This is a genomic window from Microcoleus vaginatus FACHB-2002 (genome assembly GCF_040004035.1).
GTDB classification, from domain to species: Bacteria; Cyanobacteriota; Cyanobacteriia; order Cyanobacteriales; family Microcoleaceae; genus Microcoleus; species Microcoleus vaginatus_C.
Window position 1 is genome coordinate 105667 of record NZ_JAMPLN010000005.1, and the last position, 26927, is coordinate 132593.

Sequence of the window (26927 nt, forward strand, 5' to 3'; positions counted from 1 at the left end):
TTTTGAAAAACAGTAGTTTGATAGAGACTAATTTTTTTGAAAAACCAGCATTCCAAAGGTATAGCTGATATTCGCTCCCGGAGAAAAGTAACCAGGTTTGATTACTGCATCTCCCAAAGACCAATCTACAGGCTCAACTAAATTTAAACCACAACTTTTACATTCTTCTATCAAGTTTTTCGTATCGTTTTTATCCAAAGGATTCCAGAGTTTATCGTAAAGCTTGAAGTCTGGCTTGAGTTTCGGTGTCCAATAATCAAAAGTTACATACAATTTGCCATTTTCGATCAAAAGTCTGGAAACTTCTGTGGCAAATTTTTTGAAATCTACTTCATGTTCTATGACAGAAAGACAAGTTATATTGGTGAAGTAATGATCGGGAAGTTTGGTATCCATGAGATCTCCAACCATATATTTGACTTCTTCCAGAGGCACATCAGGAGGTTGAAGGTCAATCCCATATTTTTCACCTTGAACATTTTTCAAAACCGCATTCTTTAAAATATAAGAGTCAGAACTACCCATATCTAAAAGATTACCGTCTGATAAATCAAAGATGATGTGAGCGATATCCCAGTCTTTACAGAAAAGATTATGGGAAGCATAGCCATTTCTATGTAGATAATCAGTACATTTATAAATTTCATCTCGAAATTTCAAGAATTTACATACAGATGGTTTAGGAGGCGCGTCCCTATCTGATTTATTAATTAAATTAGCGGCGCGAGATATCATCCGATTTGTGGTCTTTTTAATTTGAGTTTTAGTATTCCTTAAATATACATTATTACTGCTTATGTAGTCTCGAAGACGATTTACTATTGGCAGATTTTCTAGCCCTTGGTTTACCAGTTCGGGAATTTGAGCTAAACTTTCAATAATATTATCAGCCAAATTATAATTTGGGTCATTGCCATAATTCAGAGTAAGATACTCCAGAAGCTCTAGGGCATAATCAGTATAGTCCATGACATCAGCTATACAAGCCAGCTTCAAAATTCGCTCAGGTGTCTGTAAATGTGTATTTAAGTTGGGGCGCATCAAATCCCGGAGATAAAAGGCATCAGCCCATACTAATGAGCCAGGACGGTTTGAAGAAGTAATAGGTGAAGTTGTGCGAACTGCACGTCCCGTACTAACAATTAAATCAAAGAGTGTAAAACTTTGGTTTCTCAAATACACATCTAAATCACCAAACAGAGGTTGATTGACATATATGTCCGTAAACTCAACTTCGCTGTAAACTGCGAGAATGCTCCGGCCTAAAATTTCAGAAGCTCCTTCTAAAACTGAAAGTTCTCCACCCTGAACATCAAGATGAATAAAGTCAATTTCTTTAATATTTTCGGATTGGCAAAAAGTATCTAAAGTTGTTGTTTCAACTTCGATAGTACGATTTAATTGAATTAAATCTATATACCCGTTAAACCGCTGCATATATGACTCATTGGGCGGATACAAAGAACTACATCCGGGATATTTAGTTACATAAAGTGTGGCGTTTCCCTCTGTATTGCTAAGAGCTAAGGGAATATGGTTTTCAGTCCAATTGACTTTTCTAGCTTCGAGGTCAGCATTAGCTTGCTCGCAAGCTTCTACATCTGCATCAAATCCATAAATAGTTAAGTTAGGGGCGAAAATATCCCAATTTCGACTGGCATAATCGTCCTGCTTTTCAATTTTGCGTGAACCAACAATACATACGGTGAGGTAAACTCTGTCTAACTTACCGCTTTTCTTTAAACTTGGGAGGAAAAACATAATAATTATTGGTACGTAAAAATGATGACTGCTCGATTTTGTTTCGATTTACCCTTTACCGATCGCCCTTTCCGCTACTACTTCCCCTTCGCCTGCCCCAAAAGCTGTTTATTATCAGCTCTGTCAGGATTTAGCTTCACCAACTTCTCCAAAGGCTCGATCGCCCCCACCTTATTATTCATCTGCAACCGCACATTTGCCAAGCCCTCCAGAGCCGTCTGATTCTGCGGTTCCCGCTGCAAAACCGTTTCATATCCCCGTTCCTGCGCCGCCAGCAAAGATTCCTGAGAAACAGCAGCAGTCGTCGGTTTTTGCTGGTGCTGACTGCTCAAACCGCTGCCGAACAGACTCACCATACCAAAAATTGCCGAACCACCAAAGCCAATCATTGATACTAACGCAAAAATCTGCTTAATTCGATCGCTCCGATGAACCCGACTATCACTAGATTTTTTCTGTGTACTTTCCATTGCTAACTCTTGGTGTCGCTGTTTTCCAGGCACTCGCAAAGCACCTAATCTCTAGAATGCCCAAGTTCGATCGCAAAACGATCGCCCTTCGCCATTTAAAATTTGAAACCTATTCTAGCTCTTACACAAAATCTAAGATTTGTCAAGGACATTTAGGTAACAATAACACGCGGGCGATCGAGATTGGTGAAGGGCGATCGCACCCTTACTTTTTACCCGTTACTCTCAGCCAATTGACCAAACCGATCTCGGTAACGCGCTAGCAAAGATTCGAGTTCAGCAGCACGCTGGCGTTCCGCTTCTATTGCTGAGGGTAATTTATCAGGAAGCCGTAATTTTTATCCATTATCTTTCCGATAAAAACCGATAATTTTTCCATCTATTTCTCAAGGCAGTTGCAGCACTTCACTGCGACTTTTAGTAATTAATTGATAGCTAGGTTCCTGTTGGTAGTATTGAGAACTATCGCCCTTTTGAATTCCTTAATTGCCTCAACATGACTCGGCATATTAACACACCTGACGAGTAAACCAATATCGAGTTCTGGAACCAATTGGGAACTCGCAATCTCTTCGTATGCTTGCTGTCTGAGAGCATACAGAGACAGTCGGCTGTTTTCCCAAAACCAGACTTCAGGGATTGGCAGCCGTTTGTAAGCCTCTAGCTTATCAATTCCGCCGCTAGTGACGACAACTTCGATCGCTAAATCGGGACGTTCTCTGTCAGTACCCAATTCGTAAGATTTGTCTGCTTCACACTACACCAGTCGCGATTCATTTTCTAATGTCAATGAACCAGTTGGAGTGTAATCGAAGCCTGCATTTAGCAAATATGTTTCTACCAACGCACCGATACGTCCCTTGGCTATTTCGTGTTTTCTTCCAGCCTTTTTGTGAATCTCCAGTATCCCATCTAAAAATGACAGCCGAACCTCTGGAATATCCAGCATCGGTTCTAAGGTTTTGAATTGTTCCCAAGTTAACCATGGAAATAGCAACGGCTGCTCTAATTTCTCTTATAATGTTATTGCAGTCATGGCGCTCCTTAATTCCCAATCCAAAATCGAAAATCTCAACTGTAAAATCGATCGCTCTGGCTCCTTGATTCCCAATTATTCAATCTAAAATCTAAAATCGCTCGACCTTTCACACCCTCAAATGCCATCAGGATCGATGCCCTGACGTAAGGATTCAGGTGAAAAATAGTCGCTTGAGAACCGAGAAATATGATAATGTACTCAGATGAGCGAAAAATCAGAGTTATTAGCACTAAAAATGGAAATAGTTGACCAGTTGAGCCGTGAGGAACTGGTCAAAATTGTGCTGACCCAACAAAAGCTGATTGAAAAATTACAACAAGAACTCGAAAAACTTAAAGACAAACAGCCCACCAATAGCAAAACATCATCGAAACCCCCATCAAGCGCTCTCATACAGAAATCAGAGACAGTCGCTCTCGATAGCTCAAAAGAATCAGAAACAGAACCCAAGCCTAAACCAGGAGGACAGCCTGGACATATCGGCAAAACCCGAAAAGGGTTTGAGCGAGTAGATAGATATCAAATCAGCACTCCTGACAATGAGCGAGCATTGTGGCAGCAGAGAATTAAGTGAGATGATGGGTTATAGCAACCAGCAAGTAGCGTGTTTAGCAGCCTTACCAATTGAAGTGGTGGAATATCAACGAGTCAAATGTCAATGCCTAGAATGTGGAGCAATGGCGCTCGGAGCCATCTCACCGGGTATCGTGCCAGGACAAGACTTGAGTATCGACCTACAAGCATTATTGGTATGGCTAGGTAATTATGGGCACATATCTTACTCCCAGCAACAAGAGTTCATGCGGGAACTAGGTGGCATCGAAATAGGGAGCGGAACATTACAAGCAACCAACGCCCGGGTAGCTGATGCTGTAAAGCCAGCCGTTGAAGACTTACGGAAATAAGCACCGTTACAAGCTTTCCGTCCATGTCGATAAAACCCCGTGGTGTGTTAAGGGCATCAAAGAATGGTTGTGGACAGCCACGGGTCAAAATTTTTGCCTGTTCCATGCGGCAGACACTCGCAGCAGAGCTGAATTAGAGACAATGCTGGGTTCGGAATTTGCGCTCAGTGTTGAGCTCTGACGATTTCAGTGTCTACAACGGTGTTGAGGTGGGAGCGCAGCAGAAATGTTTAGCCCATCTACGGCGACATTTTAAGAAAGTTCTGCTTCTGGGCCACGGTAACAACACAGTAGTTGCGTCTGCGTTCTTGGATTTAATTGATGAGGCATTCCGACAACATCGAATTCAGGGCGCTCCCACCCTGAAGAACTTGATTATCATGCTTGGGCGAGGGACTTTAAGACCAGACTGGCAGCATTGTTAAATACTTGGCAAGGTCTTGTTGGTCATGCTGCGGGACTTTTACTGCGCTCGTTACGTGAGAAAGCGCACTAATGGTGGTATTTTTTAGACCACCCATCCATTCCTCCTGACAATAATTTAGCGGAACGTTCTCTACGATTAGCCGTGACTAAACGTAAGGTATCTGGTGGTTCCCCATCGATGTTTCGGTTTGAACAAACTGCTGATTTGTTATCAGTGATTCAGACTTGTCGGTTTCAAGGTAAAAGTGCAATGGCTTTTTTCCTTAAGGCTATATCTGCCCATTATTGTAACTTTTTCATGCCTTCTCTTGTTCCCCAATCTTAGACCTGAATCCTTACTACAGCATTGCATTTAGAAAGCTGATTAAAATTTCTGGATGTTCGGAAGAAGCGAATTTTTTTTTGAATGCAAAGTCTGTTTGGGGACTGATGAAACGCATATTATAGAAGGAAGAGGGAAAAGGGAAGAAGGAAGAAGAAAAATGCAATATTTCAGGGATTTTTAGGTTGGTAGTTGCGCTTTAGCACGCTTAGCGCAACTACGAAGTTTTTCAATCAATTATCAGCCTGTGGCTTCAGTAGTAGCTGCAGGCGACATAACTAGCTTTCCAGTTATATCCATCGTCGCCAGCTTCAGCACTTCATTAAAAGCTAAACCCCGAATTTTGAGTTCCCACCTAATGCCTTTTGCTTTCATTCGCTTGGCTTTCCGCATATCGACATCAGCAGCTTTTTGATGCAAGAGCAAATATTTCATTGCTGCTGTAGCTTCTACTTTGGTGGGAAATGCAATATAAGTGATAAATCCGCCGTCCCAGTGATTGGCGTTGCGGACGCTACTGATAGTCGCCACTCTCGGACTAAAGCGGTTCCAGTAAAAGTCGCTGTAGCCGATCGACTCTGTTTTTACTTGGAGTTTGTTTGCCATTTGACTTAACTCCTATAACCTTGTGTGTGGGGTTAGCAGCACCAATTTGCTGCTATTAACTATTATAGCAAATTACTGAGAAATTGGTAACTGTTGGCTGTTGGCTGTTGGGGGATGCCTAAAACCTCAATTCATATTCAGCAGTGACGCGGTTGTCTCCTTGAAAATTACTCGAACCCCTGAGTAAAATTTTATCGCTCAATCGATAGCGCACAGTAAATTCAGTCGGTTGATTTGCTGACAAAACTCGAATGATTGATGCAGAAATATTGCGCGTGATGTCAAACCCAACTTCTAAACCTAAACCGAGAGAACCCGCACCCGAACTGGAACTAGCAGTTTGTGCTTCGTTGCCTCTAATCCGAGTGGGAAATAAGCGAAATTCGCTCAATCCTGTGGCGTTTGTAACCGCAGATTGAATGTTGTTCAATAAACCCGCACCGGCTAAATTTGCGATCGCCAGCGTACTGTCTCCCTGTCCCAAAGTCTCCACGAAACTGCCACCTAACAGCGCTACAATCTCTATTTCCGATCGACTCGGAGAACTCCTCAACTCCAGATTTTCCCCCAACTGAGAAGCCCTTCCCTGCACTAACGCTTGAACTCGCACACTCCGCACGCTGCCGAAACTTGTCGGTTCGTCTGCTATTTCAGAGGCTACAGATGTGCCGGGAGTGCGGAACCGCGTTACTTCCTGCACCGAAGTTGCTAATCTCACATCCAGCGTCGGATCGAGTCCTTGTGTTGGTACAAAGGTAGCAGTCTGCGGGTATCCTCGATCGAGTCTAAACTGCGTTGTAAACAAATTCACCGACCCGGAAGTCAACCGAATCGTACCCTCCGGGCGAAGGTCATCTAAAGTTCCATTCACCGTCAAGCCCCCAGTCGCCTGAAAACTCAATATCGGCGCACTCGTTACCCGAATTCCCCGGCCCAAATTCAGCCGCAAATCGTTCAATCCAACTTCAAAGGGAGGGGAAGTCGGAGTAGCAGGAGAAGGAGAAACCTCAGTAGTAGGGGAATCAGAAACCTCAGTCGCAGGGGAAGCAGAAGATGTGGAATCAGAATCAGAATCAGAAGAGGAAGAAGCTAACTGAGTTGTGCCGCCGCCGGGACTCCGGAGAAATACTTCACCGTCGTACAGTTCAATATTACCGCTCAACTGCGGACGCCTAGCCGTGCCCCTTGCCTGCACTTGACCGACTACGCCGCCGCTGTACAATCCTCTGAGGTTCACTGCCAACTTGTCTAAATTTACAGCCAAAGGATTATCCACATCGACATCGCCCTCCGCGAAGGGCACAGACAGCGGAATTACACCCTGGGCCACAACTTGTCCCTGACTCAACTGTCCCCGAATTCCCTCTACCCGAATACGATCGCCCTCAAAGCGCACCGTCCCAGTCAGCCCTGTCAGCGGTTCTGGGAAGGCTTGCGCGCGGACGGTTGCATTTTCAAAATTCGCAATTCCTTGCGCTACAGGGTCTTGCAGCGTCCCTCCCACGCGAATTTGCACCTGTCCCTGGCCGCTGACCCACGCAACTTGCGGAGTCAATACATTAATAATTGCCAAACCTTCATTTTGCAAATTCGCCCTCAAATCAATTTGATTGCTATCAGCTTTCACCGCTGCAAACGGCAACTCAAAAGGCAAACTTCCCTGCACTTCAATCGGTTCGGTTTGAGTTACCAAAGCGCTGCCGCCAAAATTCAGGCGGGCGTTGCTGTAACTGAAACTGCCGTCGGCTTGTTTAATCGGTTCTCCGTTTAGCGTACCTTCCAGCAAACTCAATTCCCCGGTGGCTTGCGGGTTTTCCAAACTGCCGGCCAAATTCGCCCGCAAATTCAAATTTCCCGTGACATCTACAAAAGGCAATTCCACCAGTTTTGCCAACTCTTCCACGGGCACATTTTCTACCCGCAACTGCCCGGATTGAGCTTTTTGCCCGAGTTGTCCCGAAAAGCCGATCGCACTTTTTCCCGATCGAATTTCCAAAGGCAAAACAGTTAAAATCCCGTCCTGAAAACTGCCTTCAAGGCTGAACTGTTCGGCGACATATTCTCCCCACTGCCAGTTATCACCTTTCACATTAAATTGAGCTTCCACACCCGTTTGCAAAGAACCGGCGACAGCAATTTCCGCACCAAAAGTGCCTTGCAATTGGGATAAGGGAGGCAATTTTTCTGATGCTTCCACGGCCTGCTGCTGCTGCAAAATTGTTTCAATTTCTGCCAAGCGGCGCAACTGTTCGATTAGCGGGGCTTCTGGTTCTCCCACTGCCACAGTTTGCACGTCGCCACTGTCACCGTAAACGGGAGGTTTTAGGCCTCTAGCCAAGTCGCCTAAATTGAAATATTGCAAAGCGGTTAAAACCTGCTGCAAATTGCCTTGCTGGACGTTAACTTTCCCGGCAAATTGCGGGTTTGCACCTGTTTGAACATTGCCGGAAATTAAGTATTGACCGCTGCCTTGGCGGAATATGCCATTTGTGAGAGTAGCGCTGCCGTTAGCGTAGCTGAATTCGGCTTGGAAACTGTCACCTTTAATGTAGCCGATCGCCGGTTGGGCGATCGCAATTTGTCCGCTTGCTTGCAAAGTCGCCGGATTTAACGGCATCTTCCAACCGGACACATTCACTTGTCCCGACGCCGTACCGGTTATCGGCCCCAAACCGGCCTCTTTCCCCGGTGTGAGATTCAAAGCAGCGAGGGGAAAATCGCTTAAATTAACTCGCAAAGTTTCTCCCTCGGTTTGGCCCCTAGCCACGGATTCCCCGCGTTGAATTAAGAAAGATGTCGGCAGAAAAGATTGATTTAAAGCTACTTCAATTTTGTCGCTTGCGCCGGCCAAACGCAAATCTACACTTTTCCCAGCATCCGCATTCACACTCCCCGCCAGTACCGGGTCAAAAGCGACTTGATTTACTGCTAAATCCCGCACTTCCACGTCGCCCACTAAGCTGAGGGCGGCGAGGGTGCCGCTGAGGCGGCCGGTAAAATCGACATTGCCGCGCAGAGGCTGGTTGTTCTGTGAAGGATTGTTGACATTAGTTGGTGTCAAAAATCCTAGTTGTTCTGCTGGTAAGGCTTCCAGGTTAAAGTTGGCGAGTTTGACATCCAAATCTACGTTGGAAATTGAGGGCCCTCCTTGACCTTTGAGTTCGACGTTAACAAAGCCGTTTGCTGTCAAACCCGGAGTTGTGGCGTTCTCAATTTCCACCCGTTTGCCGTCCCAATTAAATACTGCCTCAAAAGGTTGTTTCAAAAACGGCAATTCTGAGATGCGAAAACTGCCACCGGCGCGAACTGTTTGCGGGGAACCGGCAATCGCGCCGGATAAATTGATATTGCCGTTAAACAGTCCTCCAAGCTGGGGGAGATTTTGGGTACTGGAGACTACACCTCCGCTTTGCAAGCTTTGTCGCTGCGACTCAAAGGCTTGCTGGAAGCGACTTAGAGCAATTTGCTCGCCCTCGATTGACGCCCGCCAATTCCCCGATGTGGCGCTGCCTTTAGCATTGACAATTCCTCCGCCGTTGGCGAGTCTAATTTGTCCGTCGCCATTGGCGGTGATGCCGTTGGCGGTTAGATTATCTAGTGTTCCCAAAATGCTGACTTGGCCGTCGAGGGTTCCCTCAATTTCTGGCGGTAAATCCGCTGTCAACAAACCTGTTTGTTTGAGGGTTTGTTCTAAATTACTGACGGCAATTCCGTTCGTTTCCAGCAATGCTTGCAAGTTGCCGTTTTCTAATTTAGCCGTAGTATCGATCGCCCCGAGTCGATCGACCACAATCACTCCTTCTCCGCTAGCACTAATTCCCTTGGCTGTCAAGTTATCCAAACTACCCGCTGCTTGGAATTGGCCGTTAATTCTGCCGTCTAATCCTTCAGGCAAAGTCGCCGCTAGGGTAAAGAGTTGGGTATTGCGGATTGTTTGTTCTAAGCGACTGAGAATAACTCGATCGGCATCGGCGAAAGCTTGCCAGCGTCTATCTTCTAATTTACCTCTAAAAGCAATAGTACCGTCCGCTATATTGAGTTGGCCGCTGCTGTTGACGGCTATGTCGGGGACGGTTGAATTATCAAGACTGCCGCTGGCTTGAATTTGATTCGATATTTGTCCGTCAATCGATTTGAGATTTTGGATTTGGGATTTTAGATTGTTGATATTGGCGACTGTTTGGGGATTGTCAGCAGTGAAAGCTAAACCAACATCTAACAGCGGCAATCCTAAATTTACTAAACGGTTGATGGAAGTGCGATCTGTTTCTGCTGTTGCTTGCCAGTTTCCCGCTGCCAATTCTCCTTTAAAATTAACATCACTGCCGGCAAGATTGAGTCTGCCGCTGCCGCTGGCATTGATGCTGCTAGCCGTCAAATTGTCAAGACTTCCCGATGCTGTAAATTGACTCGATAGCAGTCCGTCAATCGATTTGAGATTTTGGATTTTAGATTTTAGATTGTTGATATTGGCGGCTTGCTGATTTTCGGGATTGAATGCTGAAGCCACATCTAAAATCGGCAGTGTCAAATCTACCAAGCGGCTGATGGAAGTGCGATCTGTTTGTGCTGTTGCTTGCCAGTTTCCCGCTACCAATTCTCCGTTTAAATTGACATTGCTATCGGCAAAATTGAGCCTACCGTTGCCAGTAACATTGATGGCGCCAGCAGTCAAATTGTCAACATTGCCCGTCGCTCGAAATTCACCTGCTAGCTGCCCGCCGAGCGATTTTAGATTTTGGATTTTAGCTTTTAGATTGTCTAGATTTGCGGTCGTTTCCTGGGCTAAAAACGGCAATCCAATATCAATTAATTGATTGACAGCTACTTCTTCAGTGTTGCCAAAAACTTGCCAGTTACCCGATTCTAGTTCGCCATTAACATCAACAATACTGTCAGCAATATTCAGCCTTCCTTTGCCTGTTGCCGCGATCGCATTTAAACTCAAATCGTCCAGAGTTCCCGCAGCTTCTGCAGTTCCGCTGAACAAACCGGCTAGTTCAGGAGGCAAATTAAGGTCTGGCAGGACTTGCTGCAAACTGTTGAGATCCACGCCATCGCCCTCAATCAAAGCTTGCCACTGACGGTCTTTTAGCGCCGCATCCACGTTAACAGAAGCGTCGCCTATTTTCACAACTGTATTTTGCAAATCCGCCGAATTTCCTCCGGCTCGAATTTCGCCTGCAGCGGGGAAAGTCCCTTGCGGTGCTTGCCATTGAACTCTAGCTTGAATGTTATCTAACGGGCCGAAAATTTGAGCTTTTGCGGAGACACTGCCAATTGTAACAGTAGCAGGAATCGGGAGAGCGTAAATTTGGGCGATCGCATCTGCCGGCACGTTTTCAGCTTGGAAGTCAAACACCAAACCCGATCGCGAATTCTCACTTCCCAACCTGATATCGACTTCACCTTTCCCGCCAATTTTACCACCCGCCGCCGGCACTACCAAAATATCACCCAAAGTCAATGCTAAAGAGGAAAACGGGGGAATAGAAGATTGAGAATTGGGAGTTGGGGTTTGAGCCATTCTCCCGCGTTCCAATTTGAAATTAGTGCTAATATTGTTTAATTGCAGCCGATCGACTGTAGCGGGTTTTGTCGAGGCGATCGTACCTGTCAGCACCGGCATTGCAACTGTTCCAGTCAGCTTGGCATCCGCCTTCAATTCCCCCGCAACAGGAACCGGCAATACTACTTTCTGCCCTAACTCTGTCTCCACCGCACTGACAATATTTGCCAAAGCAACTGGTTGCACGTTAGTTATCAGATTGAAGTTAGCTTGTTCCAAATTAAAATTATTTCCAGTGGCAACTGTTCCTGCTATTCTCAGCGGAATTAAACCGTAATTAGCTGCCAGACTATCGACAATCAAATTAGTTCCCTGAAACCGCAACTGACCGCTGCTATTTTGTATAATTTGTTTCAGCGGGGAAATACTCGCTTGCACTCCCCCAAAACTAGCTGCTCCGGTAATTCCCGATACTTTATTGTCTCGCAATTGAACGGTCAAATTGCCGTTAGCCAGACCTTTTTGTAAAGAAATACCGGGAACTTTCAGCAAGCGATCGAGCTCGGTCAAAGGCAAATTTTGACCTTGCAACTGTAGGTTAGTTTGAGCCGCAGGTAACAGAGAATCAGCTTTTACTATAAAATTATCGCTGTTAGTAAACTGACCGTTAAGTTCGTAGAGAACGCGCTGATTTTGGTCGCGAAATAGAACACTGCCATTTTTCAAGCTTACAGAAATCGGAGCCGAAGTTTTCTGTCCGACTGCGGGACTCGGCACCAAAACTGCGGCGACATTTTCAGCTCGAATTGCCTCAACTTCAGTTTTAAATAAACCCGGAGATTTCTCCTCCGCAGTTGGAAGATTAACCCAGCGGCCTTGAGCATCCTGTTCGATATAAGCGTTGGCTTTAACTAAAGTAATATCTAATTTGAGAGTGCGGGTGAAGAGCAGTTGCAAAACCGAAAATTGTACTTCCACTGCTTCTGTAGAAGCGTAATCGGGATCGGTAGGAGTTGCAGGTAAAGTCGATCGGCCAAACCGCAAACTTGTCGGAGAAAATCTCTCCAAACGTCCGAGTTGCACAGGCCGCTTCAGCAACTGACTGACTTCAGTTTCCACCAAAGGAGCTAACTTTTCTCGCACCCACTGGTATCCTAGCGCCGCCCCAACCAAGGCGATAATGCCCAATCCCGTACCGCTAAGCAGCAGCAGACGCCACCAGCGGCGGTGGGGACGGGGTGCGAGTTGATTTTTGTTATCGTCCGAGTTAGTCATAGGTGTTTCTCAAAAATCAGAGAATTCAGCAATTATAGGGAATCAGCCGATTTTAGACAGGTATAATCTCTGTGATTCGCCAGAGTGCCTTCTGCCTTTGGTAGACTCAGAACAGAGGCTGAAAGTGCCGATCGCGCGTTAGCAGAACCCTCGCAAAGGCTCGAATTTCAAGATTCACGTCCTACTCCGGGGCAGAGTCCAATAACCTTTACTAAACTTAATCAAAACACGCAACACGACCTAACACCAAGTCCTCCAACTCCCCTAAATCCTCTCGATCCCGCTAGTGCTGGATCGATCGTCAATCGAAAATCTAAAATCTAAAATCTAAAATCTAAAATCGACTGATTGGTTGCCCGATCGCTTCTAAGATAAAAAAACGGTGGTTAAGAAGGTCTTTAAAACTTATGCGAGTGTTCGTCTTACTCTTCAATGCCCGCACCGAGAATGAGGGAATTCATACCATTCAACTCGGCGATCGCAATAAAGTTCTGATGTTTGAGTCAGAAGACGACGCCACCCGCTTTGGCGTGATGTTGGAAGCTCAGGATTTTCCCGAACCCGCTGTCGAGGCGATCGACGATGAGGAAATTAAGGAGTTCTGCGACAGTGTTGATTATGATTGGGAACTTGTGCCTGCGGGGGCGCTGGCGATCCCGCCAGAAGACAATGTAACACAGACTCAGTGGCAGCCGGAGCTTGAGCCGGAGTCGGAGCCGGATTCTGACGTTTCCCAAAACGAACTGGATTCTATTCGTCGCCGACTCGAAGGACTTTTATGAGAAGAAGTCAGAAGACAGAATTCAGAATACCCCAGGCCCCAAGTCCGGGGTAACGGTCACGGAAAGAATTTTTTCGGCTCCACGATTAAAATCGGGCGCTTTAAACCTCTATTCTCCATCATGTCGCACAGAATCCATTCTAGATTCTGAATTCTGAATTCTGAATTCTTCTTCGGTAAAAGGAAGTTCTGTAACGAGTAGTGTACGGGATTGAACGGATGGATATTGAGGATCTATTTTTGAAGAAGCAAGAGGGAAGAGAGATAAATTTGATCTCTTCGAGCGTTCTCAATCAAGGGCTTCATTTGTAGATACAGGCTTGCAGGCTGAACCTGTGACTCTGTATGTCTCCTGACTTGGCTTTAAGGCCGACAACTGACAATTAACAACTGACAAAAAATGAAGAATTTGGAAGAACGGGGGCATCTGCTGACGGAACAGGTGAATGCCAACAGCGAGAATTTAGACCAACTCAGTTCGATCGAATTAGTTGACTTGTTCAACCGGGAAGACGCCCAAACCTTAAGCGCGATCGCCCGCGCCCGCGAACAGTTAGCCCAAGCGATCGACATTGCAGCCGAGTCTCTGCGTCAAGGAGGTCGCCTGTTTTACGTCGGTGCGGGTACTTCCGGGCGTTTGGGGGTGCTGGATGCGGCCGAGTGTCCCCCCACCTTCTGCACGCCGCCAGAACTCGTACAGGGCATAATTGCCGGGGGTGCGGGGGCTTTGGTGCGGAGTTCGGAGGATTTGGAGGATCGGGCTGAGGATGGGGCTGAGGCGATCGCCCACCGTCACATTACCAACTTAGATGTGGTTGTCGGCATTACGGCTGGAGGTACGACGCCGTTTGTCGCGGGCGCTTTGCAGGCGGCACGCCAGCGGGGGGCGAAAACTGTCTTTATGGCCTGCGTACCCGTCGAACAAGTGAATTTTGAGGCTGATGTTGATATTCGGTTGTTGGTTGGCCCGGAGGTAGTGGCGGGTTCGACGCGCTTGAAAGCCGGTACAGTAACAAAAATGGCTTTAAATATCATTTCGACTGGGGTAATGGTGAAGCTGGGGAAGGTTTACGGCAATCGGATGGTCGATGTGGCGGTTACTAATAAGAAATTGCGCGATCGGGCTGTGCGGATGTTGCAGGATTTGACTGATTTGAACCGGGATGAGGCGGGTTTTTTGCTCGAAAAAAGTGGCAAGTCGGTTAAATTAGCTTTGATGATGCACTGGACTAATTTGGAGAAGGAAGAGTGCGATCGCATTTTAGGAGAATTTCAAGGAAATTTGCGATCGGCTGTAGCATCAATTAGTCATTAGTCAGTCAGCAGTCATTAGACCTCTCCACAAAAAATCTCAAACCCTGGCACGGTCTGGGCAAGAACTTAATATCTGGAGAGGTCTATTTGTCATTAGTTATCTGTCATTAGTCATTTGCAATATCGATTCAAAAAATTGTGAAATCTCTTCAGTGGATCTGATGTGATAAACACTTTTGGTATTTTGAACGCGATCGACATACTCGCGATATCTGGGAGTCAAATACTTGTGACACAACCAAAGAACGCGGTAACTATTAATTGAACTCTTCAATATCGGACTCTTGTCAGGCCAGCCTTCTGGCGGTATAAAGCTACCTGTGATTAGTCGTTTAGTCACCCACCAGAAATGCACGTATAGTGGCAGATCGACAAAAACCAGAGTATCTGCCTCGTTGAGTCGGAGCCAGACGGTTTCCATACAACCAAAACCGTCTATAATCCATCGGTCAGTAGCCAAAATTTTTTCATGGGTACGCTTATATTCTTCATTTGGAACCTCAGCGCCCCCAGATTGATATTGAATCTTATCCAAGGCGTAAAGTGGCAAACCAGTGATTTCCGATAATCTCTTGCTGAGAGTTGATTTACCGCCTCCAGTATTGCCAAACACGGCTACTTTTTTCATAGTTCCCCTTTTAGTAATTTAGTTATGAGTCATTAGTCATTAGTTATCTCTAGCGGACTAAAAGCTGAAGGTAGATCGAATTTGTAGCTTTCAAAAAAGTCAATTTTGGTAATTTTGGCGTGGATCATTGACGTTATTGAGAAAGGCGATTAGGGTCAGTATATATATTTGTTGTTGGGCGATCGCTGGGATATTTTATCAGACAAGCGATCGCGGCCCGGTATTGTCTGTCGATCGATTTTTAAAATATCTGTCAAATCTAAGGCGATCGCTCCTTAGTTAAAAAAGCCGTTTCTGAAGCCAACGCACCTAGTACGAGACTGCTGGATGCTATACCCACTTTAAATGCTCAAACCGAGTCCTATGCAACCAAAGCCTAACCTTAACCTATACTCATCCTTGGCGCATCTCCCCTGGCTGAAGAAAAGCTACACTGCCAAAATTATGCTGGTTGCATTTTTAGGCACGCACGTTCCTTTGCTAACCTTACTGGTCTGGTTTCTTACCTCAAACGCTTACTCTGTAGAGACATCAGTCCGGGTTCTCCTGATTGCTCTGCTGGCGACATTAGCGGGTACGGCAGCAACGCTTTCTACGCTACGCTACCTCCTGATTCCGGTAATCTTAACCTCGGAGGCTCTACAAAACTACCTCGATACAAGAACATTGCCGAACTTACCCACAGAGTTTGCTGATGAAGTCGGTACACTGATGGCAAATTCCTCACAAACGCTTTACCAACTAGATGAATTGATTGATTACATTACCCACTACGATAAACTGACTGGATTGCCCAATGGTGACTTATTCTGCGATCGCCTGAATCAAACCCAATCTCAAAATCACTCACCCCTGGTCGCAGTGCTGGTATTGGGTATCGATGATTTCACAGGGATGCGCCATGCGTTGGAGCCTGGGATATCCGACTTACTAATTAGAGCCGTTTCCCAGCGGGTGGTACAGTGCATGGATCGGTCAGATGTCTTGGCGCGTTTGGGCGACGGTGAGTTTGCGATCGCTCGCAGCGAACTCCCGTCGCTGGAGAGTGTGGTCAAGCTATCCCAACTGCTCCTGAGTACGCTGGCAAAACCTTTCTCTGTAGAGAGCAACCAGATCCACCTCACCGCCAGTCTTGGCATTACATTGAACCATTTAGAAAATACCAATTCTCCAGAGCAACTTCTTCAGCAAGCTCACTTCGCACTTCATCAGGCAAAGCAGCAAGGGCGGAGTCACTATCAGTTTTATTCACCCGAAATGAACGTTCAGTTACAGGAGCGACTGGTCCTAGAAAATAGCCTGCGCGGAGCGCTGGAGCGTAACGAACTACTGGTTTACTATCAACCGCTGATCGACCTCGACAGCGGACAGGTGACAGCAACGGAGGCGCTGGTTCGCTGGCAGCATTCTACAGAGGGTTTGGTCTCTCCGGCAAAATTTATTCCGATCGCCGAAGCCAATGGCGAGATCGTGCCCATTGGTGAATGGATCTTGCGAACGGCTTGCGCTCAAACCCGTCGCTGGCAACTGGCTGGGCTGCCAGCCCTGCGGATTTCGGTGAATCTGTCGGCTCGACAATTTGAGCAGGCGAATCTGGTTGAGATGGTTCGCCAAATTTTGACAGAGACCGAACTTGAAGCTGCGTATTTAGAACTGGAAGTGACTGAAACTGCTTTGATGACTGACATTGAGCGATCGGTCAAAACCTTAACGCAACTGCGAGAACTTGGCGTGTCCCTCGCCCTAGACGACTTTGGCACAGGTTATTCTTCCCTCAACTACCTCCAACGGTTTCCGGTTAATATGCTCAAGATCGATCGATCGTTTGTCCAAGATGTACTGTCTAACCCGGACAGCGCCACCATTACTGATGCGATCATTGCTCTGGCAAAAAGTCTGCGATTAACGATCACCGCAGAAGGCATTGAAACCAAGGAGCAGCGTGACTACCTGCAAGCGCGAGGCTGCGATGAAGGTCAAGGGTTTTACTTCAGTCGCCCTGCTAACGCTGATACAATCACCAAACTCCTAAAGGACTCGCTTGAATCTGATGCAGCATCTATCCCTCTTGCCAGCCACTTTTAAGCTGAACCAGTCAAGAACTCGGCGTCAACCCGAAGGGTATGACGGAAGCTTGCAAAAAGCTATGACTTGACCGGATTAAGTTGGCTTTCACTGGTAATGCGATCGTAAACTCAGTACCCATGCCTGCGGTTGAGTTGACGGCGATCGTACCGCAGTGTTTTTCCGTCCAGGACTGTATAACAACCAATCTCTCAAAACAGCCACCCCGATTATGCTCTCCAAGTTAAACGTAAAGCGCTCTCGTTTTTAGATTCCTGACTTATCCAAGAAGTCGGGAATCTGGGTATGCTGTTTTTTAGGCGTTGACAAAAACAGAAGATGCAAGCTGACTTTGACTGACACCCTGCACGATTCCCAAATAATTACTGCCCGACTTAATCGCCGTAGAAGCAACGCTTGCACCTCCATCCAACTGCAAACTCACAGCTTCAAAAGTCAAGTTGGCAAATCCCATACCGTCAGTCAAACCAATATTATCCCCGATCGCAAAATCGGTAATCACATCTGCACTTATTAAAGTAGCCGAAGCAGACAAACCTCCTGCTAAGATAAACGTATCATTGCCAGCGCCGCCCGTCAGAATATCTTGACCGCGATCGCCCGCCAACACATCGTCGCCGTTACCGCCAATCAAGACATCATCTTCTTTGCCGCCGCGAATAGTATCGTTACCGTCTCCTCCGATTAGTCGATCGTTATCGTTGTTGCCGCTGATAAAATCATTGCCCACACCGCCATCAATTAAATCGGATTCTTTGCCGCCGGATAAGCTGTCATTGCCTCCTGCGCCATTAATTGTATCCGCACCTTGCATTCCATTAATGCTATCACCACCTTCTCCCCCCGTGATATTGTCTTTGCCGGAAAGGGCAAAAATTGGCAATCCCGCAGCATTTGTTGGTATTTGAGTATCGGCACTATCGGATAGGAAATAATTGCCACCACTGGCTGTATTTTTGGGTGCTTGTGTCGGGCTGCCGTCCCCTGTAGCATTGGGTATTGGCGAAGTAATCGATACCAATGTGTTGGGAGTAGGAGTTGGTGTCGGTGTGGGAGTTGGCGTGGGAGCTGGTGCGGGATTGACACTACCGTCAAGAGAAGTCGCAAAAACTTGCGTCCAATAGTGATTCCAATTTTCAGTGCCAGTATCGTTGGCTAAGAAATAGTAACCGATCCCAATTTCTTTGAGATTGGGGCTAAGAATATTAGCCCGGTGGCCGCTACTGTTCATCCACCCTTCTATGACTTGTTCAGGTGTAGAATATCCTACACCAATATTTTCCGCTGCACCAGAAAATTTATAACCCGTTGCGGTAATCCGACTTCCGATTGACGAACCATCTTTTCCGGTATGGTCAAAGAAGTCTTGCAATGCCATGTTTTGGCTGTGATTTGCCGCCGCATTTAGTAACTGAGTATTTAAAATTAGCGGCGACAAACTCAATTTGCTGCGTTCGATGTTAGTAAGTTCTAAAACTCTATTAATAAAGTTTTGATTGGTTGGGCTTTGTGCAGTTTGAGATGCCGCTCGCTCTTGTGTTAAAATGTCCAAGGACTGAGAACCGGAATTGGGTAGTTGTTCAAGCATGGGGATGATAAACAGTTTTAAGACTTGGTTTTGCTGGTAGATGGCTTACCGTCTTAACGATAGTTTCCCCGATCGCTAGGTGGCTGGACACAATTCAATAATTGTGTTAATCCCTGCCGCTGCTGTATCTATTTTGATTATAGCTGTTGTCAAAGTGTGGATGTCAAGAGCCCGGCTATGATTGGGAAAGGGAAGAGTACGCTCGAATTTAAGGATAGTTTCAAAGGAATTTGCGATCGGCCCTGGCATCAATACAATTTTAGATTTTAGATTTTAGATTTTTCCTGATTAGTATGGTTTGCGCGGCGCACCCAGCCCGCTGGCTGGCTAGAAACCCGGTTTCTACGATTTTTGCAGAGAGGAACGACAAATATAGGAAGAAACCGGGTTTCTGAATTCTGTGTGCGATCGCGAACAGAGTTGTTACTAGAACCCGCACAAAAAATTCTAAATTAATTCAAAATTCACAACCGCGCAGGGTTGTTCGCGATCGCCAAAGCAATCTCAAGATTTCAAACTATTCTCTTGTCCGGCTTTAGCCTCCTGAGCAACTTGCTCAACCTCATCTTTGGCGAGAATTGCCAAAGCTGTCTCTGCTTCTGCACCGCCCAACCGCCGCAAAGCTTGGGCGACTCTGTAACGGATCTGCCAATCTGCATTGGAAGCGTAGGGAAGCAGCAGCGGCAGCGCGCGTTTATCTCCCAATTCACCTAATGCGCTGATGGCAATGGTTTGGATCAATTCGTTTTCAGAAGTCAGGGCATTTTCTAACATTGGAAAAGCTTTCGGATCTCCCATTTCTCCCAAAGCAGCAATGATGCTCAGTTGCACCAACCATTCAGAGGTACTGCTATAAACTTGCTGCAAATCTTCTAAAGCATCGGTTAATTTCAATGCGCCCAAAGCATCGGCTGCTGCTGCTTGCACGTCGGGTTCGGGGTCGTTGTTCAAGCTGTTTCGCAGTACCTCTAAAGCGTTCGGCAGATTCTGCGTGCCGAGGGTTGATATTTGGCTGACTGCTGCGTAGCGAACCCGGACGTTTTGGTCGCCGATCGCAATTTGAATTAGTTTATAGGCGATCGCGGGTTCGAGTTGCCGCAGTTGGTTGACTGCTCGCAGCCTTTCGCCAAAATCCTCGGAATTCAGCAATTGTTCGACAGACTCAGGGGTAATGCTCATCGGATTTTAGATTTTAGATTTTAGATTTTAGATTTGGTAATTGGTAATTGCCAAAAGTGAGCGAGATTGAAAGAGCGATCGGCTCGTTTTCTGATACAGTCCTGGAACTGCAAAAGCTAATTAAGACTCGGCCGCCATCGCTCGAATAATATCTCCCCTAGTGAGGATGCCGATTACTTTGCCCCCAGCATCGACTACTGGCAATCGGTGGATGCTGCGATCGTGCATCAGTTTTGCAGCTTCTGGGAGAGATTTGTCGGGATCGATGGTAACTGGCTCTTTACTCATCGCTTCTCCTACTGTTTGCCCTAAAGCCTTGTGGAGTTCTCGCTCATAACGACCTGGATTTTCTAGGTAAATCACGCTGTCGAGCACCATGATATAAGCGGGCGGAGTTACGCCGGTTTCCCGCCACATCAAGTCGGTTTCGGAGATGACTCCTACCAACAAGTCATTCTCATCTACGACGGGAAGACCGCTAATGCGTCGATCGGCTAAAATTTTAATCGCTTCGTTCAAGGGCATTTCGGGTCGCGCCAAAATCGGCTCGCGGCTCATTACATCGGCTACTGTTTTTGGCATGATTAGCGGTTGATTGAGTTGTTGCTCTAAATCAGATCATATAGGGAAAGCGTGACAGAGACTGAAGAAAAGCAGCTCTGCTGAAGGGATTCGTGAGAAGGTAGAAGAAAGGAAAAAGTTTGAATGCCAGAATTTTGCTCTTTTTTTCGATCGCACTATAAAATTCTGCCGTTTGCCTCCCTCCGGCGAGCGATATGCCTGACAAGATTGTTAAAATATGTTAAAGAGCGGATAAATCCTTACCAATGCCCGAATCTCCAGCCCAAGAACCAGACTCCCAACCAGAAGCGCGCTGTATATTGGTTTGCCAATATCAATCTTGCCTAAAACATGGTTCAGCAGCAGTGCTAGCTGCTTTTGAAGCTCAACAAGTTGCAGGGGTAACAGTTGAGGCTACTAGCTGTCAGGGACAGTGCACCACTGGCCCGACTGTACGAGTTACCCCGGACGAAATTTGGTATTGTCGAGTTAAACCTAGTGATGTACCCTTAATTGTGGAAGAGCACCTCAAAGAGGGAAAACCTGTAGAGGCGCTGTTTAATCCGAGAATTCATGCGCGTTATTATTATTAAGATTGACTTGATTCGGTGAAACTTCCAAGCTCTGGCGCATCTAATTTTAATAGTTATTGTTAAGGAACTGGTACTTTGAAACTCCAAGGAATTGCGCTTAGTTTGTTAGTCCTAATTCTGGGGCGTCCGTCGGCGGTTGCTGCTCAAACGTCTGCGGTTTCTGGGGATATTTGTCCTGGGGAATTGGGAGCGCAAGTAGATGCGATCGCCAATCGTCCGGAATTTAGTCGATCGCGCTGGGGCATTTTGATTCAACCTCTATCTTCTACTACTACTCTCTACAGCCGCGACGCCCAAAAATATTTTATTCCAGCATCAAATGCCAAGCTGCTAACTACAGCCGCTGCTTTGCAGAAACTCGGTGCAGATTTTCGGATTAAGACATCGGTTTACAGCGGCGAAAATGGGAGTTTGTACGTTGCCGGCCGGGGAGATCCGAGCATTGCTGAGGCTCAGTTGAAATCTTTGGCGCAGCAGTTGAAGCAGCGGGGAATCAGTCAAGTTAACCAGTTGATTGGCGATGACAGCTATTTTCAAGGCAGTGCAGTCAATCCGAATTGGGAATGGGAAGACGCGCAAGCGGGTTACGGAGCGCCGATTAACAGTTTAATTTTCAATCAAAACGCGATCGACCTTCTCTTGTCCCCGCAGGCAATCGGGCAACCTCTGAAAGTTACTTTTGCCGAACCAAAGCTGGCAAATCAGTGGCAACTTCAGAACAATACTGTTACCGTCGCTCAAAACGAATCTGAGTTTATTGAAGTTGGCCGGGAGTTCGATCGACCTATAATTCGAGTGAGCGGACAGTTGAAAGTTGGTGGCGAACCTGAATCAGCTTATGTCGCAGTTGTCAACCCCGCTAATAATTTTTTGCAGTATTTTCAAGAAGCCCTGGTGGCTGAGGGAATTCCTGTTAAACAGGCTTTAGTTGCATCGGCTTCTCGCAATTTAAATGAAGAATTAGCAACCGTTGAATCGCCGCCGCTGGCGGAATTGGTGAGAGAAACTAATCGCGAAAGTAACAATCTTTATGCAGAAGTTTTATTGAGATTGCTGGGAAAATTTACAGACAAGATGCCTGTGCCACAAGAGGATACAGGTGAAAGCGGTTTGAAAGAGCTAAAGGCAGTTTTAACTCAATTAGGAGTAAATCCAAACAGCTACATATTAGCCGACGGTTCCGGCTTGTCTCGGCACAATTTAATTACTCCAGAAGCCTTAGTGGAAACTTTGAGATTTATGGCCAATTCACCTGCTGCATCTCTTTACCGCCAGTCACTGCCGATCGCTGGGGAGAGCGGCACTTTGAAAAATCGCTTCAATAATACACCAAACCGCGTAAATTTGCAAGCAAAAACAGGAACTATGAGTGGAGTTTCGGCGCTGTCGGGATATATCGAAGTTCCGAATTACGAGCCGCTGGTGTTTAGCATTATCGTCAATCAATCTGACCTATCGACTGCAAAAATGCGATCGGCAACGGACGAAATTGTGCTATTATTGAATCGCCTGCGTCGCTGTTAAAACAACAGATTTAAGGTGAGAAAGTTAACCTCAGTAGTTACACCTAAAACACCGGACACCCCAAAACCCTACAAGTTTTAAGTTTCATTAGATTGGAGCGGCGGGGATCGAAAAGCAGCTACAATAAAAGTAGAAAAATTAACACCATTGGGACGTTTTAGCCTGCTACCAGTCGGCGGGTTCTGTACTTCCCGAAAATAAGTCTAACTTTCCAACTATGAATTCTTTCGATTCCGAACAGCAACACATCTTTGTCGAAACCAATAACATCCGCCTGCACTGCGTTTCTCAAGGAGAAGGCGAGCTTGTTCTCCTCCTGCATGGGTTTCCAGAGTTTTGGTACTCTTGGCGTCATCAAATTCCTGCTTTAGCGCGTCATTTCAAGGTTGTGGTGCCGGATTTGCGGGGCTACAACGATTCCGACAAGCCGGAAAGCGGCTATGATTTAGATACGCTGAGCGCCGATATTCGCGGTTTGATTGCGAGCCTCGGTTATACAAAAGCTCACGTTGTAGGTCATGATTGGGGAGGGGCGATTGCGTGGCACTTAGCTCAAAAATTCCCTGAACAACTCAACCGCTTGGCAATTTTAAACGCTCCGCACCCGCAGCGGTTCATGCAGGAAATGGCGAGCAATTTAGATCAAATCCGCCGCAGTTGGTACGTTTTGGCATTTCAGGTTCCCGGCATTCCGGAATTGTTGATCCGGCAAAACTTGAAAGATTTTGTTCACAATGTTTTCCAAGGACAAGCTGTTCGCAAAGGCTCTTTTAGCGCTGAGGAAACTAAGATTTATCAGACTGCTTTAGAAAAGCCGGGAGTATTAGCCGCCGCTATCAATTATTACCGTCAGATGTTTCACCCGCAGAGGCTTTGGAATTTGGGGCAGAAATTAGAACCTGTGACAGTGCCTACTTTGGTGCTTTGGGGAGAAGAAGATGCGTTTTTGAGCCACAAACTGGTAGAAGGTTTAGATAGATTAATTACGGCTCCGTTTAAGTTGAAATTAGTTCCTCACTGTGGTCACTGGATTCAGCAGGAAGCGCCGCAAACGGTGAATCGAGAATTGCTGAGTTTTCTGAGAAATTCTTCTCGTTCTGTGGCTTTGGCATAGAAGGTTTTAAACATTGCAAATGAAAACCCGGTTGTACAGCTAAACCGGGTTTTCATCTGTCTAGGGATAGGTTTTTTTTAGGGTGTGTTGTGCCTAGAGTTTCTGGATTACCAGAGAATTCAAGCTAGCTGACGCACCCTACTTATTGATCAGTCCCAGAGCAAATTTTCTTGGATCAGCAGTGCAATCATCGCAGTTCTGGAACAAACACCGAGTTTGATAAAAATCCGCCTCACGTAAGTAGCAACCGTCCAGTGACTGATATTTAAATTTTTGGCAATACATTTGTTTGGCAGGCCTTGGGCTACTAATTGCGCGATCGCTCTTTCCCGTGGACTCAGGCTAATTTCCGGTTTGTAACTTTTGCTTTGCATACTTTTGCAGTGAGGTAACGAGTTAAAATCTAATCAATTAAGGGTAGAATTCCGAGTTTTTCTCGAACTTCAGATAAAGGAGTTTCCCAATCAGATGCAACGTCCCAATTAATTAACCGAGTGGCTAATTTTCCGTGTTTTAAGCCTTTGATAATTTGTCCGATCGCGCATTTGCCGCCGATCAGTCCAACTAACACTAAAATCGCACAAGAAGGACGAAATACTTGAGCGCGAGTAAACGCTTGAAGTACCAATTCATCTTCTGTTGAAGCTGAAAGACCGGTCAGCACGTGCCAAACGTCGTGGTTTCGCTGAATCCAGTCTCCCGATGCGATCGGCTCAAAGCCTTGTTCGTCTAGAAATCGCGCCACTTCGCACCCTAATGTTCCTGCTGGCAGTTGGCGCAATTTTGCCAAGTCTATTTCAAAATGTCGATCGCTCTCAATTTGAGGATTAATTGTTTGAGCCATCTTTAATATAACTCCTAATTGACCGTCAGCCATAATTTATTCTCCCTTCAACAATGATTTAAGTTTCGAGCAAATTAATTTATGTTGGTCAAGTTCATTTTTGCGCTGAATCAATACGATTTTTTTACTGGCTGAACTTAGAAATCGTATTTTCTGTCAAAGCAATCGGCTGTCAGGAGCTTTTACATTTCTTTACAAGCATTCTTAGATTTGAAATCTGCTACCTGTAAAAATCGCCCTAGTGTTTGGAATCCCAACTTGACTCACCGGGAAGTACCAGTAAAATCCACAGTATTTAGCGGTGATCGGAACCCCCTTACTTACGTATATAAATTTATTCTGCTGCTAATTATTGGAACTTGCAATGAGTCAGAAGTGGAAGCTTGTAGGCATCGTGATGCAAGTGCATACAAGTGAAGAGAGTGGAAGAGAGCTGAAGCAAGGTGAAGTTATGCAGAGTTGATGCCGGGGATAGTCCGCACGCAGGGTCAGACGAGTGCGCTGTCGCTCAAATGAGTGTCACTCATTTGAGCGACTGGTCAAGTATTTTCACCAACAGCTATAAATAAAGTAGAGATTCATATCATACAAGGTGTTGCTGTGAAAAAACTTTCCATTTTGTTATCCACAGGAGTTGTGTCATTAATTTGGTGCGCTGCTGCTAGCGCTACCACTTATGTTAATCCTAACGGTAAAACTACTTTAAACTTGTCAGAAAAAGGAAACAATCGCAGCGGTTTTTACTTGACCAAAGTAGGCAATCGGGAATTTTTGGGCAATATTCAAATTACCCGTTCCGAAGGAGCAGCAGGCTCTTACTATTACAATGGGACTTTCAAAGACAGTGCGACCGGCCCTGGCCGAAAAATTGTTTGTTCTGGAGATATTGCCATTGTCAGGCGTCAAGTTGGAAGAAGCAGCCAATTGGGAGCCGAAGTTACTTGGAAGGTGAAAGCAGGAGAAAATTGTCCTTCTATTGGCCAGACATTTAAAGTAAATTTAGTCGAAGCTTTACCGCGTCCTAATGCAAGTGGCGACTATACTTCTAGCAATGCTAATACTTGGTCGAGTCCAACAAATGGTTTTGTAACTTGGCCTGCTTGGCGAGTCACCTCGCGAGATGGACAACTCAACTGTCGCAAGACCGCAAACGGAGCAATTCAACAAGTTTACCGCGCGGAGAAAGATACAGTTGCTGCTGAACTCAGGGGAGCAAATGCTATTACGATGGCGAACGGTCAACCCTGGTTGCTCACAAGACAAGGCTGTTATGTGCGCGCTAATTCTCAATACATTCAGCCAGTTTCTATGCCTGAATAAGTGATCGTAAGTAGGGAGCATCTCAATGAAAGCAGCCAAGCCCAAAATTGGAGTTTTGATGCCAGAGGCAGAAGGCAGAAGGCAGAAGGAAGGAGCCAGAAGAAGTATTTTTACAAATATGAGAGGCTCCCAGTTCCGCTGTCAGAGCCACGCGGCTGACCAAAAGACATGAATCCAGTTTAGAAGGAGTATTTTGAAAACAATTCTGTTGCGATAAGCTGTTGTGGGATTTAAATTGTCTGTCAAAAAACAATAAAACTGTTGTGGGGTGGGCGTCCCGCCCGCCTCGAATATGCAATTTAAATAAAAAGTCCGCGTTATTTTGTGGCTTCACTACTAAACAATCGATAACTGCATAACAATTGCCATGCCAAGGAGTACCCTCTCATCCCTGTTTATTCTGCAAAAGTTACATAGCGTGACAAAAGTTACGCTCGCCGGTTAAATAGAAACTCGCTATCGTCATTAAATTAAAATTAAACTGCTCAAAGAATCGCCGACTTTCCTGTTAAACAAAAACGCCGCACCATAGCTAAGCAGGCTAAGGAGGATGTCAATCCGAATAGTGGTATCGACAAGAGATAATCGTTAGATACTCGTCATCCACAGCATAAACTAATCGATTCGTATCATCAATTCGCCGCGACCAAAAACCAGCCAGATTCTCCCTCAGTGGTTCGGGCTTTCCGCTCCCCTCAAACGGCAATCGGATTGTTGCCTCAATTAGCTTGTTAATTCGTTTTAACGTTTTCTTGTCTTGCCCTTGCCAATATAAATAATCGCCCCAAGCCTCATCCGTCCATGCTAACTTTCTAGTCATCCAACAAATTTCGCTCTACCACTTTCCCCTGCTTAAACTGAGCAATAGAACGCTCCAAATGGGCAGCATTGGCGGGAGATTTGAGTAAATGAACTGTTTCCAGCAAACTATTAAAGAACTCTAGCGACATCACCACAGCATCCTCCGCATCCCGTCTAGTGATGATGGTATAGTCCGTATCTTCCACTACTCTGTCTAAAACAGCCTTGAGGTTATTTCTCGCTTCGCTAAAAGAAACAATATTCATGTAGTTGACACTTGTA

24 protein-coding genes and 2 pseudogenes are annotated in these 26927 nt (G+C 46.0%); 10 read left to right on the forward strand and 16 right to left on the reverse strand.

Annotation, left to right across the window (positions count from 1 at the left end; genetic code table 11):
* Positions 1-27: 27 nt before the first annotated feature.
* Both NDI35_RS06315 and NDI35_RS06320 read right to left on the reverse strand, forming a co-directional pair.
* Entirely contained in the window at positions 28-1761 is a 1734-nt protein-coding gene (locus NDI35_RS06315; protein WP_445311971.1) for an FkbM family methyltransferase, read from the reverse strand.
* 77 nt (positions 1762-1838) lie between these two features.
* The gene (locus NDI35_RS06320) at positions 1839-2231 is read right to left on the reverse strand and encodes a tetratricopeptide repeat protein (protein ID WP_445311972.1); all 393 of its coding nucleotides are present in this window, start codon (positions 2229-2231) and stop codon (positions 1839-1841) included.
* Positions 2232-2287: 56 nt separating this feature from the next.
* Here NDI35_RS06320 and NDI35_RS06325 point away from each other — a divergent pair, with 56 nt between their 5' ends.
* Positions 2288-2494, forward strand: coding sequence for a hypothetical protein (locus NDI35_RS06325; protein ID WP_445311973.1), 207 nt, complete (start codon positions 2288-2290; stop codon positions 2492-2494).
* Positions 2495-2655: 161 nt separating this feature from the next.
* Here NDI35_RS06325 and NDI35_RS06330 read toward each other — a convergent pair whose 3' ends face one another.
* Both NDI35_RS06330 and NDI35_RS06335 read right to left on the reverse strand, forming a co-directional pair.
* The gene (locus NDI35_RS06330) at positions 2656-2964 is read right to left on the reverse strand and encodes a Uma2 family endonuclease (RefSeq protein ID WP_445311974.1); all 309 of its coding nucleotides are present in this window, start codon (positions 2962-2964) and stop codon (positions 2656-2658) included.
* A 24-nt stretch (positions 2965-2988) separates the two neighbouring features.
* A complete protein-coding gene (locus NDI35_RS06335; protein ID WP_445311975.1) occupies positions 2989-3228 on the reverse strand; it encodes a hypothetical protein in 240 nt (79 codons plus the stop codon).
* Positions 3229-3472: 244 nt separating this feature from the next.
* Here NDI35_RS06335 and tnpC point away from each other — a divergent pair.
* Positions 3473-4926, forward strand: a pseudogene (gene tnpC, locus NDI35_RS06340) (IS66 family transposase).
* Between the two features lie 16 nt (positions 4927-4942).
* Here the strand turns inward: tnpC and NDI35_RS06345 are convergent.
* From NDI35_RS06345 to NDI35_RS06355, 3 genes and pseudogenes are all read right to left on the reverse strand, one after another.
* Positions 4943-5041 (reverse strand): annotated as a pseudogene (locus tag NDI35_RS06345) (Rpn family recombination-promoting nuclease/putative transposase); the annotation flags it as partial.
* Between the two features lie 122 nt (positions 5042-5163).
* Complete coding sequence (locus NDI35_RS06350; RefSeq protein WP_445311976.1) at positions 5164-5529, reverse strand: hypothetical protein; 366 nt, start codon at positions 5527-5529, stop codon at positions 5164-5166.
* 118 nt (positions 5530-5647) lie between these two features.
* Positions 5648-12313 (reverse strand): translocation/assembly module TamB domain-containing protein, encoded by a 6666-nt coding sequence (locus tag NDI35_RS06355; protein WP_445311977.1) that lies wholly within the window; start codon positions 12311-12313, stop codon positions 5648-5650.
* Between the two features lie 407 nt (positions 12314-12720).
* Here NDI35_RS06355 and NDI35_RS06360 point away from each other — a divergent pair, with 407 nt between their 5' ends.
* Positions 12721-13095 carry a DUF3110 domain-containing protein gene (locus NDI35_RS06360; protein ID WP_006633173.1) on the forward strand — a complete coding sequence of 125 codons (375 nt, stop codon included), beginning with the start codon at positions 12721-12723 and terminating at the stop codon, positions 13093-13095.
* Between the two features lie 399 nt (positions 13096-13494).
* A complete protein-coding gene (gene murQ, locus NDI35_RS06365) occupies positions 13495-14409 on the forward strand; it encodes an N-acetylmuramic acid 6-phosphate etherase (RefSeq protein ID WP_445311978.1) in 915 nt (304 codons plus the stop codon).
* Between the two features lie 96 nt (positions 14410-14505).
* Here murQ and NDI35_RS06370 read toward each other — a convergent pair whose 3' ends face one another.
* Positions 14506-15036, reverse strand: coding sequence for an isopentenyl transferase family protein (locus NDI35_RS06370; RefSeq protein WP_445311979.1), 531 nt, complete (start codon positions 15034-15036; stop codon positions 14506-14508).
* 363 nt (positions 15037-15399) lie between these two features.
* Between NDI35_RS06370 and NDI35_RS06375 the strand changes: the two genes are divergently transcribed.
* Positions 15400-17121: a putative bifunctional diguanylate cyclase/phosphodiesterase gene (locus NDI35_RS06375; RefSeq protein WP_445311980.1), complete on the forward strand. Its 1722-nt coding sequence runs from the start codon at positions 15400-15402 to the stop codon at positions 17119-17121.
* Positions 17122-17131: 10 nt separating this feature from the next.
* Here NDI35_RS06375 and NDI35_RS06380 read toward each other — a convergent pair whose 3' ends face one another.
* From NDI35_RS06380 to NDI35_RS06395, 4 genes are all read right to left on the reverse strand, one after another.
* Complete coding sequence (locus tag NDI35_RS06380) at positions 17132-17308, reverse strand: hypothetical protein (RefSeq protein WP_445311981.1); 177 nt, start codon at positions 17306-17308, stop codon at positions 17132-17134.
* A 108-nt stretch (positions 17309-17416) separates the two neighbouring features.
* Positions 17417-18709 (reverse strand): CAP domain-containing protein, encoded by a 1293-nt coding sequence (locus NDI35_RS06385; protein WP_445311982.1) that lies wholly within the window; start codon positions 18707-18709, stop codon positions 17417-17419.
* A gap of 504 nt (positions 18710-19213) precedes the next feature.
* Positions 19214-19888, reverse strand: coding sequence for a phycobilisome degradation protein NblB (nblB, locus tag NDI35_RS06390; RefSeq protein ID WP_445311983.1), 675 nt, complete (start codon positions 19886-19888; stop codon positions 19214-19216).
* Between the two features lie 120 nt (positions 19889-20008).
* Positions 20009-20470, reverse strand: coding sequence for a CBS domain-containing protein (locus tag NDI35_RS06395; protein WP_445311984.1), 462 nt, complete (start codon positions 20468-20470; stop codon positions 20009-20011).
* A gap of 245 nt (positions 20471-20715) precedes the next feature.
* On the opposite strand from NDI35_RS06395, the gene NDI35_RS06400 reads away from it, so the two are divergent.
* From NDI35_RS06400 to NDI35_RS06410, 3 genes are all read left to right on the forward strand, one after another.
* On the forward strand, positions 20716-21042 hold the full coding sequence (locus NDI35_RS06400) for a (2Fe-2S) ferredoxin domain-containing protein (RefSeq protein WP_445311985.1): 327 nt from the start codon (positions 20716-20718) through the stop codon (positions 21040-21042).
* 75 nt (positions 21043-21117) lie between these two features.
* The gene (gene dacB / locus NDI35_RS06405) at positions 21118-22566 is read left to right on the forward strand and encodes a D-alanyl-D-alanine carboxypeptidase/D-alanyl-D-alanine endopeptidase (protein ID WP_445311986.1); all 1449 of its coding nucleotides are present in this window, start codon (positions 21118-21120) and stop codon (positions 22564-22566) included.
* A gap of 217 nt (positions 22567-22783) precedes the next feature.
* Complete coding sequence (locus NDI35_RS06410; RefSeq protein WP_445311987.1) at positions 22784-23680, forward strand: alpha/beta fold hydrolase; 897 nt, start codon at positions 22784-22786, stop codon at positions 23678-23680.
* A gap of 149 nt (positions 23681-23829) precedes the next feature.
* On the opposite strand, the gene NDI35_RS06415 is transcribed toward NDI35_RS06410, so the two are convergent.
* Together NDI35_RS06415 and NDI35_RS06420 are read right to left on the reverse strand one after the other, a co-directional pair.
* Positions 23830-24054, reverse strand: coding sequence for a response regulator transcription factor (locus tag NDI35_RS06415; protein WP_333036912.1), 225 nt, complete (start codon positions 24052-24054; stop codon positions 23830-23832).
* A gap of 29 nt (positions 24055-24083) precedes the next feature.
* Entirely contained in the window at positions 24084-24557 is a 474-nt protein-coding gene (locus NDI35_RS06420; RefSeq protein ID WP_333076579.1) for a Coq4 family protein, read from the reverse strand.
* Between the two features lie 567 nt (positions 24558-25124).
* Between NDI35_RS06420 and NDI35_RS06425 the strand changes: the two genes are divergently transcribed.
* Positions 25125-25844 (forward strand): hypothetical protein, encoded by a 720-nt coding sequence (locus NDI35_RS06425; RefSeq protein WP_445311988.1) that lies wholly within the window; start codon positions 25125-25127, stop codon positions 25842-25844.
* Between the two features lie 25 nt (positions 25845-25869).
* A complete protein-coding gene (locus tag NDI35_RS06430; protein WP_445311989.1) occupies positions 25870-26016 on the forward strand; it encodes a hypothetical protein in 147 nt (48 codons plus the stop codon).
* Positions 26017-26397: 381 nt separating this feature from the next.
* Here NDI35_RS06430 and NDI35_RS06435 read toward each other — a convergent pair whose 3' ends face one another.
* Together NDI35_RS06435 and NDI35_RS06440 are read right to left on the reverse strand one after the other, a co-directional pair.
* Entirely contained in the window at positions 26398-26664 is a 267-nt protein-coding gene (locus NDI35_RS06435; protein WP_445311990.1) for a Txe/YoeB family addiction module toxin, read from the reverse strand.
* On the reverse strand, positions 26657-26911 hold the full coding sequence (locus NDI35_RS06440) for a type II toxin-antitoxin system Phd/YefM family antitoxin (protein ID WP_242720579.1): 255 nt from the start codon (positions 26909-26911) through the stop codon (positions 26657-26659). Before NDI35_RS06440 ends, NDI35_RS06435 begins: the two co-directional genes overlap by 8 nt.
* Between the last annotated feature and the right edge of the window lie 16 nt (positions 26912-26927).